This is a genomic window from Wohlfahrtiimonas populi, from assembly GCF_002006795.1.
Taxonomy (GTDB): domain Bacteria; phylum Pseudomonadota; class Gammaproteobacteria; order Cardiobacteriales; family Wohlfahrtiimonadaceae; genus Wohlfahrtiimonas; species Wohlfahrtiimonas populi.
Genome location: NZ_MVDN01000023.1, coordinates 1 through 12,188, shown reverse-complemented (window position 1 = coordinate 12,188; position 12,188 = coordinate 1). Strand labels below are relative to the sequence as shown.

11 protein-coding genes and 1 tRNA gene are annotated in these 12,188 nt (G+C 37.6%); 7 read left to right on the top strand and 5 right to left on the bottom strand.

What is annotated here, in order from left to right; translation table 11 throughout:
* Positions 1 to 47 precede the first annotated feature (47 nt).
* Positions 48 to 611 carry a hypothetical protein gene (locus BZK16_RS13555; protein ID WP_143691193.1) on the top strand — a complete coding sequence of 188 codons (564 nt, stop codon included), beginning with the start codon at positions 48 to 50 and terminating at the stop codon, positions 609 to 611.
* Positions 612 to 666: 55 nt separating this feature from the next.
* Here the strand turns inward: BZK16_RS13555 and BZK16_RS14345 are convergent, their stop codons facing one another.
* Both BZK16_RS14345 and BZK16_RS13550 read right to left on the bottom strand, forming a co-directional pair.
* Positions 667 to 807: a hypothetical protein gene (locus BZK16_RS14345; protein WP_158076867.1), complete on the bottom strand. Its 141-nt coding sequence runs from the start codon at positions 805 to 807 to the stop codon at positions 667 to 669.
* A 22-nt stretch (positions 808 to 829) separates the two neighbouring features.
* The gene (locus BZK16_RS13550) at positions 830 to 1,960 is read right to left on the bottom strand and encodes an NnrS family protein (RefSeq protein ID WP_077929422.1); all 1,131 of its coding nucleotides are present in this window, start codon (positions 1,958 to 1,960) and stop codon (positions 830 to 832) included.
* 157 nt (positions 1,961 to 2,117) lie between these two features.
* On the opposite strand from BZK16_RS13550, the gene BZK16_RS13545 reads away from it, so the two are divergent.
* From BZK16_RS13545 to ptsP, 4 genes are all read left to right on the top strand, one after another.
* Positions 2,118 to 2,555 (top strand): Rrf2 family transcriptional regulator, encoded by a 438-nt coding sequence (locus BZK16_RS13545; protein ID WP_077929421.1) that lies wholly within the window; start codon positions 2,118 to 2,120, stop codon positions 2,553 to 2,555.
* 84 nt (positions 2,556 to 2,639) lie between these two features.
* The gene (gene modD / locus BZK16_RS13540; RefSeq protein WP_077929420.1) at positions 2,640 to 3,485 is read left to right on the top strand and encodes a ModD protein; all 846 of its coding nucleotides are present in this window, start codon (positions 2,640 to 2,642) and stop codon (positions 3,483 to 3,485) included.
* A gap of 59 nt (positions 3,486 to 3,544) precedes the next feature.
* Positions 3,545 to 4,414: a sulfurtransferase gene (locus tag BZK16_RS13535; protein ID WP_077929419.1), complete on the top strand. Its 870-nt coding sequence runs from the start codon at positions 3,545 to 3,547 to the stop codon at positions 4,412 to 4,414.
* 61 nt (positions 4,415 to 4,475) lie between these two features.
* Positions 4,476 to 7,001 (top strand): phosphoenolpyruvate--protein phosphotransferase, encoded by a 2,526-nt coding sequence (gene ptsP, locus BZK16_RS13530; protein ID WP_077929418.1) that lies wholly within the window; start codon positions 4,476 to 4,478, stop codon positions 6,999 to 7,001.
* A 101-nt stretch (positions 7,002 to 7,102) separates the two neighbouring features.
* Here the strand turns inward: ptsP and thiD are convergent, their stop codons facing one another.
* The 3 genes from thiD to hemN form a co-directional block, all read right to left on the bottom strand.
* On the bottom strand, positions 7,103 to 7,900 hold the full coding sequence (thiD, locus tag BZK16_RS13525; RefSeq protein WP_077929417.1) for a bifunctional hydroxymethylpyrimidine kinase/phosphomethylpyrimidine kinase: 798 nt from the start codon (positions 7,898 to 7,900) through the stop codon (positions 7,103 to 7,105).
* A 102-nt stretch (positions 7,901 to 8,002) separates the two neighbouring features.
* Positions 8,003 to 8,722 carry an acyl carrier protein gene (locus BZK16_RS14805; protein ID WP_077929416.1) on the bottom strand — a complete coding sequence of 240 codons (720 nt, stop codon included), beginning with the start codon at positions 8,720 to 8,722 and terminating at the stop codon, positions 8,003 to 8,005.
* Between the two features lie 63 nt (positions 8,723 to 8,785).
* The gene (gene hemN / locus BZK16_RS13515; protein WP_077929415.1) at positions 8,786 to 10,162 is read right to left on the bottom strand and encodes an oxygen-independent coproporphyrinogen III oxidase; all 1,377 of its coding nucleotides are present in this window, start codon (positions 10,160 to 10,162) and stop codon (positions 8,786 to 8,788) included.
* Between the two features lie 140 nt (positions 10,163 to 10,302).
* On the opposite strand from hemN, the gene pyk reads away from it, so the two are divergent.
* On the top strand, positions 10,303 to 11,733 hold the full coding sequence (gene pyk / locus BZK16_RS13510; RefSeq protein ID WP_077929414.1) for a pyruvate kinase: 1,431 nt from the start codon (positions 10,303 to 10,305) through the stop codon (positions 11,731 to 11,733).
* A gap of 60 nt (positions 11,734 to 11,793) precedes the next feature.
* A tRNA-Ser gene (locus tag BZK16_RS13505) sits at positions 11,794 to 11,883 on the top strand.
* The last annotated feature ends 305 nt before the right edge of the window (positions 11,884 to 12,188 follow it).

Here is a 12,188-nt window from a genome sequence, read left to right as displayed (position 1 = left end):
TATTTTTTTTCAAAAATACAAATTAGAATGAATAAGAGATAATGATTATGAAAAAATATTATGTATTAACCGCAATATTAGCTGTTGTTTTATCCGCATGTTCCTCAGCGCCATCTGTTAACAAAATGGAAGCTAAATATAATCCTGAAACTGAAGCTCGTATGCGTTTATATAGGCAGAATGGTGCACCATCTATTGCAACATATCAGCACAATGGTAAAAAAGTAGAAATTAATGTGGGTGGCTCAATGGGGGATGCATTTAGCTCATTAGTGGGTGCGAAAAGTAGTGAAAGTATTGGTATGCCAGAAACGCAGGTTTCTAAAAGCTTAGGTGAGCGTAATGGTATTGCATCTCGTGCTTTCTTTAGGGAAGTTGTGGTTCCTGCAAATACAAAGATAGATGTTACAGTGACAGTATTGCCATTGGTTCATACGAATAATAATCCTGGTGGCTTATCTTTTTCAACAAAAGGCTGCAGTCGCCAATTATCGTTCATTTCAAAACCTAATACAGATTATGACATTGCAAGTAATGGCTGTAATGGCATAGTGTATGAAATTGATTTTGCAGAAGGCACAAATAATACAATTTTAAAGCCTGTGAATTAAATAGATGTAAGGTATAACAGCCAATAATCATCAAGGCTATTGGCTGTTAGTTATATTATCCTCCACAACAACCGCAACAGGGTGCAGTTTCTTCTTCATTTGAAACTTCACGCGCTTCAGTTACTTCTGTTAGATTTTCTTGATTATCTTTGTGATCAAATTCATTGAGTTCATTTTGGGATTCTGTCTGTGTCATATAAAGCTCCTGATATTTAAAATTAAGATCGACTTTTGGTGAGTAAAATTGGTAGATAACAGTACAAATAAATCATGAAAGAACAGCTAAATAAAATAGCGCTGATGATCAGTAAGGCAGTATTGTCATTGATTATTGTTGCGATGATGCGAATCACAACGCTGATCAAAATGATGAAGAATGAGATTTTCATGAAAGGTGGCAAAATCATTGGTCGGCCTGTATGGCCTAATGCAGTGCGAGACATCATGCCCAATGTTAATGTGCCAATGCCACCGATGGCAATTAAATGCGTAGAAAGCGAAAGGTAACGCAAGTTGATGCTATAAGCATAAGCCAATACTAGAATACCAATCGTTGTGAATGCAAAGCCGATATGCAAAATCCAGAGCAATGGTTCGTGAAGTAGCTTTTTATTCCACCAACGATAGAGTTGATAAACATTCGTTAAAGTGACTATGATGCCCAATATCAATACAATGATTTTTGGAAGATTCAAAACCATCACAAGGATCATTAATACAGGGAACAAGAATGCAATCATTGTTAATGGTTTTGAAAATTGGTTGGTTTGTTTTAATGTGATACTTGTGAAAAATGGTGTGACTCTGCTACCAATTAAGCCGATAAATGCTGCTACGCCCAATAATCCTAATTGCATGACAGTTAATAATGACACTTTCAATACGCCTGTGATGGCTAAGCAAAATAGAATGTTAATACCGCCAAATAGCAAGAGCACAATGGGCACTAAAATATTGGGATAGTTTTTACTTTGGATCAGTGCCATCAACATAAAAAGTGCAGCCAAGCCATAAAATAATGTATCAAATGCTGTGGAAACATAAATGGCATAACTCAATGGCAAATAGACAAATAAACGCGCCAATGCCCAACAAATGAGTAGTAATAATAATTTGTAATGGCGAACTGGCGGAGTGTTGGTCCAATTGCTGACAGCGGTGAGTAAAAAGCCAACGATCACAGCGCCTGTGAATCCCCAAATCATTTCATGGCCATGCCAAAAGAAGCTTGGATAATGGCTATTGCCTTGGAAGCCTAATGGATACCACAAAAGGATAATGGCAATGACATATAAAGATGCCGCTGTATAAAAAGGGCGAAATGCGTAAGAAAGGATATTTTTAAACATTGTTCCCTCTGTGGTTTTATAAGATGTATTTATTATACATCTTTAAAATTAAGGTTGTCTATATGAATCAAATTAACTCTTATTGTATAATCTCTATACTTTTTGTATTTAAGCTATATCTTAAATGCATTAAATTGAAATTCAGGCAGATGAGATTATGCAATTAAGTAAATTTACAGACTTGGGCATTAGGGTGCTCTTATTATTAAGTAGTGCACCAGATATGCCAATGACAATAGGGCAGTTGGCAGAGCGCTTGCAAGTTTCGAAAAATCATTTAATGAAGATCGTACATTTCATGTCTAAGCAACAATGGTTGCTGACGGTGCGCGGCAAAAATGGTGGCATACGATTAGCCAATCCGCCTGAAAGTTATAAGGTAGGCTATTTGATTCGCGTGTTGGAAGAAAATATCAATACTAGCCAAGCAATTGTGAATTGCTCTTCACCACAATGCGTTTTAACACCAGCATGTCAATTACCAAGCTTTTTAAATTCCGCAATGAATCAGTTTTATAACTATTTGGATCAATATTGCTTGCCTGATATTTTACATCGCCCGATAGAACATATTATTGCTCTGAAATTAAAGTAGTAGTCATCATTGAATGAAGCCTAATGATTAACGTTATGTAATGTAATATACTTCGTTGCATTATTTAATCATGAGGATTTTTTGATGTTTATGACAACAGATGAAATTGAGCGTTTAATCCGAGAAGATGTACCATATATTGATCTCACTTGCGAGCTGTTGGGCATTCGAGATCAAATGGCAGAGATTCATTATGCAACGCGTGAAAATGGCGTTGTTTCAGGTACTGAAATTGTGGCAAAAATGTTTGAGCGATTGGGCATTGAATTGGTTGAAATGAAGCGTTCAGGTGAAAGCATCAATGCTGGCGATATTGTTTTGGTTGGCAAAGGTAATAGCGAAGCGATTCATACAGTTTGGAAAATCGGGCAAAACATCATTGATTATAGCTCAGGCGTTGCGAGCACAACGCGCAAAATGGTGAATGCTTGTAATGCAGTTCATCCAAAAATTGCATTATTAACGACACGCAAAAATATTCCAGGTACTAAACATTTAGCGATTCAAGGCATTATCGCAGGTGGTGCTATGCCACATCGCTTGGGATTATCCGAAACCATTTTAATTTTTAAACAACATTGTCAATTTTTTAGAGATGATGGAGCTTTGGCACAAAAAATTGCTGAAATTAAGCATCTAACTTGTGAAAAAAAGATTGTCATTGAAGCGGAAACTTTGGCGGAAGGTTTGCGTTTTGCAAAAATAGGCGCTGATGCTATTCAATTCGATAAATTAACGCCAGAGGCATTGAAAGAAGCAGTGATGGCAATGCGAGAAGCATATCCAGCAGTTTCATTATTGGGTGCGGGCGGAATTAATCCCAATAATATTCAAGCATATTGTGAAACAGGCGTGGATGGTTTAGTTACAACTTCTCCATATTATGCGAAAGCATTGGATGTGAAAGTGATGATTAATCCTTTATCTTAGTGATATATTCGTGCATATTATGGAGTTAATATAGTTATAAATAATGTGAGGATTAACGCATGAGCACGAAAAATTTATCGCCATTAATTTCTGCTGAAGAATTACAACAACAGATTGCTGAGAATCAAAAGTTGATCATCTTGGATAGCCGGTGTGATCTGATGAATGATGAATATGGTGATACAGCTTATGCAACGAGCAGGATTCCAAATGCTTTGCGTGTTGATTTAGGCATTGATTTATGTACAGATATTACGCCAGAAACAGGCCGTCATCCTTTAAAGCCGAGAGCAGATTTGGAAGCATTGATGCAAGATTTGGGCATCAATGATGATTCACACATTGTGATCTATGATGATAACGGTGGCATGTTTGCCATACATTTATGGTGGGTTTTGCATTGGTTAGGGCATGAGAATGTTCAAGTTTTAGAAGGCGGGCTGAAAGCTTGGCAGAAAGTAGGTTATGAATTAGAAACCATAGCACCACAAGTGAATCAAACGCAAGGTAACTTTATTGCTAAAAATAGCGAGTTTGGCACAGTGACTGCCGATGATATTTTAGAAGATATTATTTCAGGCAAAGCTCAGTTATGTGTAGTGGATGCAAGAGGCGAGGCTCGTTATCGTGGGGAGGTTGAGCCATTGGATCCTGTTGCTGGTCATATTCCTAATGCAATCAATCGACCTTTTGAATTAAATCTGAAGGAAGATGGTACGTTTAAAGATCCTGAAACATTAAAAGTAGAATGGATGGAGTTTTTAGATAACCAAAGTGGTAAAATGATCATTCATCAATGTGGTTCTGGTGTTTCTGCATGCCATAATATTTTTGCGATGTATTATGCAGGATTAGGTGTTGCAAAGCTTTACCCAGGTTCTTGGAGCGAATGGTGTAAAAATCCAACTAGGCCCATGATTACAAAATAGAAAATAACAACCATTCATTGGATGATCTCTGAATGCTGTGAGTTAGAAAAAGGGAGTTAATATGACCAATCCCGTAGAAAAAGTAATATTAACCGAGCAATTAATATTGTTAGGTAGTGTGGCTAAAACACAAATAGAAGCTATTCGCATTGTGGGTCAGCTACTTGTGGATGCCCAATGTGTGACGAGTGATTTCGTCGGCAGCATGGAGGCTCGAGAAAAAATTGCCAATACTTATTTGGGCTCAGGCGTTGCTATTCCTCATGGATTGGTGGGGGATAAAGCTGATATTAAGCAAGATGCCATTGCAATTTTACAAATCCCTGATGGTATTGAATGGCATGATGGGCAAATTGTTCGGCTAGTGATCGCAATTGCTGTTAAAGGCGATGATCATATTGCAATGTTAAAACGCTTAACGAGAATGTTGCCCAATCAATCATTAATGGAAGAATTGTGTATGACAACTGATCCTCAAAGATTCATACAAGTATTCATGGATTCACCCATTCCAGAATTAAAAGCTAAAAATTATCAAGCTAAAGATTTATCTCATTCATTTGAATGGGCAATTGATTATCCATCAGGATTACATGCGCGCCCATCTTCGGCTTGGGCAGATAGTGCCAAGCAATTGGGATTATCGATACAAGTTCGACATGGTGATGATGTTGCCATGGCAGATAATATGGTGGAATTATTACAGTTAGGCTTAAAATGTGGCGATGTTGCTGTCATTTCAGCGGATGGTGAAAATGCTCGTATTGGGCTAGAAGCTTTTAAGAAGAGCATCATAGCAATCTCTTTGCGAGAAAAAAGTGATGCTGAACATGTCAAGGTTCAGATAGCCAAGCATAAGATTCAAGGTTGGAAGCCTGCTGAAATGTTTGATATCGCAATATTGCACGGCGTTTCTGCAAGCCCTGGATTTGTGATCGCGCAATCGTATCATTTAACTTCCACATGCCCAGTCGTATTGGATAATCCAGAGCCATTGGAAGATGCTGGAAAGACTTTAGATCGAGCCATTCATCAAGCAAAACAGCAAATTGCCTCTTTGATTCAAAATACGACTGATCGTTTGGGCGTGCATAATACTCAGATTTTTAAAACTCAGCTTTCGTTTCTCAAAGATTCCACATTGATTAGCACTGCATGTCAATTGATTGCAGAAGGACATGGCGTTGCGTGGTCTTGGCATCAAGCCATTGAGCAACGTGCGAAAGAAATGACGTTGTCAGACAATAGAACTTTGGCTGAACGAGCGACAGGTCTTCGTGATATTGGTTATCGTGTATTGAGTTACATTGATCCATCTTTGAAATGGAATACATTGGCAGACTTGCCTGATGGTGAATGGATCATTACAGCAACTGATTTATCACCCTCTGATACTGTTTTATTAGATGAAAAGAAGGTTAAAGGGGTAATCACCATTTTTGGCGGCCCGACATCTCATACAGCTATTTTAGCGAGAACATTGGGCATTCCTGCAATTGTAGCGGCAGGTGAAGCTGTTTCTCATGTTGAAAATGGTAGCACAATGATCCTAGATGGTGATGCTGCGATGGTTTATGTTCATCCTTCTGAAGCTAATTTAGCATCAGCCCATGAATGGATGGCGATACAAGAGCGCAAGTATGAGGAAGAAGAAAAGCATCGTCGTCAACCTGCAATCACAACCGATGGGCATTCTATTGCCATATCTGCCAATGTGAATAAGCCAGATCAAGTGGCTTTTGCATTGTCACAAGGTGCGGAAGGCATTGGTTTGATGCGCACAGAATTTTTGTTCATAGAACGAACAAGTTTACCCTCAGAAAAAGAGCAACAATTAGTTTATCAAGCAATGTTAGATGGTTTAGATGGCTTGCCTATTATTATCAGAACATTAGATATTGGTGGCGATAAACAAGTTGCACATTTGCGTTTGCCTCATGAAAATAATCCATTTTTAGGTGTGCGTGGATCACGGCTTTTACTGCGCAGAATGGATTTATTGCTACCACAATTAAAAGCTATTTACAGCGTTGCAAAAACAGGCAAAGCCTTATCCATTATGTTTCCTATGATCACATCAGCAACTGAGATTTTAACGCTCAAAAGTTATTGTGAAAGTGTCAGATTATCCATGCAAGCACCGATCATTCCTATTGGTATTATGGTTGAAGTACCAGCAGCAGCTGTCATGGCGGATATATTGGCAGAGCATGTTGATTTCTTTTCAATTGGCACGAATGACTTAGCACAATATGTATTGGCTGTGGATCGGCAAAATCCTGAATTAGCAGCAGAAGCTGATAGCTTGCATCCTGCTGTATTGCGCTTGATTCAGCAAACGGTGGCAGGTGCTAAAAAATATCATAGACATGTAGGTGTTTGTGGTGGTTTAGCTGGCGATCCTTTAGGGGCAATGCTTTTAATGGGATTAGGTGTGGATGAATTATCCATGACACCGCGGGACATCGCACCTGTGAAAGCTAAATTAAGAACGCATTCTTTTGAACAGATGAAAGAGTTGGCGGAATTGGCGATTAAGAAAGATAGCTCAACAGATGTACGGATATTAATGGGGGATATTCAATGAGTATCTTTACAATAGTATTGGAAAAACATGTGGTTTAATGAGAGTTTAAAGATAAAAAGGGCTAATTTTCAGCCCTTTTTTATACATATTAATTGTGAAGATTATTTAAAACTATCAGGGAAGTTTAAAGTACCCACAAATTCATTCATCGCCCAATGTTTTTGAATGCCTTTTTTGATGGCTTCTTTTGCTTCATAAACAGATTCACGTGCGGATAAGCCTTTGCATAGATTTGCGCCAACGTGTGCTGCAAAAGTACAGCCCAAGCCATGTGTGTGATGTGTATCAATGAAAGAACCTTCCATTAAGATCAATTCATTGCCATCATAGAATAAATCAGCAGATGTTTTAGGTTCCATCACACGACCAACATTTGTGATGGCAACAGCTTTACAGCCTAAAGTAACAATACGCTTTGCAGCTTCCACAGCATCGTCATAACTTGTGATTTCTTCCATGCCTGCTAATTGAGCCGCTTCAAATAAGTTTGGCGTTGTTACTATGGCATATTTGATTAAATTGGTGCGAATCGCTTCAGCATGTTCAGGGAATAAGGGCTTATTGCCTTTACAAACCATTACAGGATCTACAACAACAGGAACTTTAGTTGCCCAAGTATCTAAATATTTAGATACTTTCTCGATGATTTCAGGTGTTGGCAACATACCTAATTTGATTGCATCCACACCAACGCCATCTAATGCAGTTTGGATTTGTGCTTCAATCACTGGCACTTCGATTGGATAAACGCCATGCGACCATTTTTCAGGATCCATTGTGACAATAACTGTTAAAGCAGAAAAGCCATATAAATCATGCTTTGCAAATGTTCTTAAGTCAGCTTGAATGCCTGCGCCACCGCTAGAATCTGAGCCTGCAATGGTTAAGATTTTTTTCATATCAAAATACCTTGGATCTAACAATAAAAAAGCTTTTTAATAATACGGCTAATTGATTTCTAAATCATCTATAAACTAGTTATTGGGCATAATTTTTTATTATTAGTCCATATTTAAGTCATCGATAAAACAGCTATCAGGTTTAATTTGATCAATAGGTATTTGTAGTTGTTCTTGTGTAATTTTAATAACTCTTTGTAAAATATTATCAAAGTTTAGTTCAATATTGATTGGATCATTTTTTGTATGAATTGATAGATCGAGATAGGTTGCAATTTTTCCAACGGTGTTTAAATGTTCTGGAATTTCTGTTGCAAATTTCTTTTCAAAAAACTGTGCTAAAAAGCTAATAATCATTACAGTAATTATTAAATATACAATAAGAAAATATGGATTATTTTTATAAGAAAAATATATAACTGGTATCCCGGCAGAAACTACGGCAGAAAGCCAGGCACAACACTGAATAGTAGTCTTTAATTTTTTTCTACATTCCAGTGGAGAGATTTTGCCATCTGATATAAACCTAGATATTTTTTTCCATTGTTGGGGACGATTATCTTGTAAAAGGTTAGATACTAATGTATTAGGTATGATTTTTTGCCGTTCAATGCCAAGCTCATGTATAAGAAATTTTCGGAATATATTGAATTTTTTGTGTAGCAAATACTTTTCATAGCTTAAATTGGAGATTTTGAACTTTTTAGCTATAAGTTCTGTAACTTGTCTAGGTGTTAACAGTTTTGAAGCTTCTTCATCACTGATTTTAATATCAAACTCTTCTTCAAATGCCATGATTAATTCAATGCCATCTAAACCCATAGCTATTCTCCTATTAAGAAAAAAGCGCTTTTAGGAAGCGCTTTTTTAAGAAGTTATATTATTTTAAATCACGCGTGAAAAACGTTGATCATTTTTCTGTAAGTAACCATCAAACACCATGCCGATGTTACGAATTAATAAACGACCACGATCTTGAACGTGATAAGTATCACCATCCACAACGATCAAACCATCTGGTTCCATTGCGCGTAAATCTTCCAATTCAATTTTGAAATACTCTTTAGCATCCATATTGAAGCGTTGGCTGATTTCGTTAATGTCTAATTTCAAATTACACATTAATTCAGTGATGATATGACGGCGCAATTCATCTTCAGGTGTTAATGTAACACCACGCCAGATTGGCAATTGATTGCCTTGTAACGCTGCTTCATAGTCAGGCATATCTTTCACATTTTGCGCATAGATATTGCCAATTTGAGAAATTGAAGATAAGCCCATGCCCACTAAATCACAATCTGAGTGCGTGCTGTAACCTTGGAAATTACGGTACAAATTACCTTCACGCTGTGCGATTGCTAGTTGATCCGTTGGTTTAGCAAAGTGATCCATACCGATATAAACGTAACCTGCATCTGTTAAGCGTTCGATGATGTTTTTCAAGATCAAAAGCTTTTCTTCAGGCTTTGGCATATCTTCCGCATTCATTTGCTTTTGTGTTTTAAACAAATGTGGCATGTGCGCATAGTTGAATACGGACAAACGATCAGGTGAGATTTCAATCATCTCTTCCAATGTTTGGTTGAATGTATCCACAGTTTGGAATGGCAAACCGTAGATTAAATCTACGGAAATAGAACTAAAGCCACAATCACGCGCTGCATGTAATGTTTCTAAAGTGATTTCTTTCGGTTGAATACGGTTCACAGCCACTTGAACTTTAGGATTAAAGTCTTGAACGCCCATGCTCAAACGGTTAAAACCAATGCTACGTAAAAAACGCACTGTATCAGCATTTGCTTCGCGTGGATCTACTTCGATTGAGTATTCACCTTCATCATTCGGTAATAATGTGAAGTTCTCAGCAGTTTTATCCATCACCATTTTCATCTCATCACGAGACAAGAATGTTGGTGTACCACCGCCCCAATGAAGCTGTTTTACTTTGCGGTTGCGATCAAACAATGGTGCCTGTAATTCAATTTCATGCAACATGTGATCCACATAAGGCAAAGAGCGCTTACGATTTTTAGTGATGATTTTGTTACAGCCACAGTAAAAACAGATGGTGTCACAAAATGGAATGTGGAAATAAAGTGATAAGTCACGGCCAGATTCGTTAGATTTCTTGGCTGCTTCTATATAATCTTCACGTGTGAATTCTGTTGTGAATTGCACAGCTGTTGGATAAGAAGTATAGCGTGGACCTGCTTTGTCGTATTTGTCGATAAGTTCGCGATTAAAGATAGATTCTGTCATGATTCCAAACTAGATATTCGTTAATAAAGAAATAATTCTGTATATTGTACTGAATTAAGCAGAAGACTGCGATCTTGTTTTGCCTATTATCAAGATTAGTATAATTAATGTGAATTTAATCAAATATTAAGGAGAAGTTTGTGAATAGACGTACCAAAATTGTTGCAACTTTAGGTCCAGCAACGGATAGAGCAGGTGTTTTAGAGGGAATCATTAAAGCAGGTGTTAACGTTGTGCGTTTGAACTTTTCTCATGGAACACATGAAGATCACATTAAGCGCGTGAATGCAGTGCGTGAAATTTCTGATCGCTTGAATATAAAAGTTGGGATTCTATCTGATCTTCAAGGCCCGAAAATTCGCATTGAGAAATTTGTGGATGGCTCTGTGATATTAGAAGAAGGCACAACATTTATTCTAGATAGCCAATATGATGATAATGCAGGCACAGCAGAGCGTGTTGGGATTGCATATAAAGAATTGGTGAATGATGTTAAGCCACAAGATATTTTGCTATTGGATGATGGCAAAATTGTTGTAGAAGTGACAGCAGTTAAAGGCTCAGAAGTTCATACGCAAGTTAAAATTGGCGGTGTTTTATCGAATCGTAAAGGCATTAACTTGCAGGGTGGTGGATTATCCGCGCCCGCATTAACAGATAAAGATAAAGAAGATTTAATCTGTGCTGCAAATTTTCATACGGATTATGTTGCAGTTTCTTTCCCAAGAAATGGGCCAGATATGGATGAAGCACGCACATTATTAGAAAAAGCTGGATCTAAAGCTCACTTAGTTGCAAAAATTGAGCGTATTGAAGCAGTTGCAAATATCGATGAGATCATTTTAGCATCCGATGCAATTATGGTTGCACGTGGTGATTTAGCTGTTGAGATTGGTGATTCTAAATTAATGGTCGCACAAAAACGTATGATTTTGCGTGCGCGTGAATTGAATCGTGCTGTGATTACGGCAACGCAAATGATGGAATCTATGATCGAGAATTCATCGCCAACGCGTGCAGAAGTCATGGATGTTTCTAATGCTGTATTAGATGGAACAGATGCTGTGATGTTATCAGCAGAAAGTGCAGCAGGGAAATATCCTGTTGAAACAGTCAGAGCAATGGCGGAAATTTGTATCGGTGCAGAGAGCGAGCAATTTACTGTATTAACACCGAATGCTTTCATTAAAGATCGTAAGTTTAACTATACAGATGAAGCCATTGCAATGTCGGCAATGGTTTTGGCTAACCACTATGATGTGCAAGCGTTGGTGTGCTTAACAGAATCAGGAACAACAGCATTGTTAATGAGCCGCGTAACATCAGAAATTCCAATTTATGGTTTAACTCGTCATACAGAAACAGCAGGGCGCATGACATTGTATCGTGGTGTGAAGCCAATTGAGTTCAATGTGAACCATGCCAATGAAGAAGATGTTGTGGGTGAAGTGGTGCAAGTATTGAAAGCACAGAATGCTGTGAAATCTGGCGATCGCATCATTATTACACGTGGATCACTCAATTTTGTCCAAGGTGGCACAAATAATTTGCGAATTGCTGTGGTTGAGTAAAAAAAATGCAATTTCAGGGTTGCGTTAACTTTGAAATTGTATATAATTCATTTCTCTTTTGGAGGTGTGGCCGAGTGGTTGAAGGCACCGGTCTTGAAAACCGGCAACGGGTTAAACCGTTCGTGAGTTCGAATCCCACCACCTCCGCCAATTAGTATGATAAAAGCCAGCTATAATGCTGGCTTTTTATTTTTAATCAAAACTATAAATTAGTTTCAGTATATTTATAGTTATTTCTTGGTCTAATGGTTGGCAAAAAAGAGGAGAGATTGAATATGGCTAGAAAAATTAATAAATTTTAGTCACGGGGTTATAAAAAAATATCAGAATATTCATAAAGATTGTGAATACGTAGATTCAATAAAAGAGTTTATATCAGAAAAAAATAGCCCACTGTCTCCTTGAATATAATCGAAAAACTCAATGATTATCTTCGGTTTAGTATCAGGAAAAGC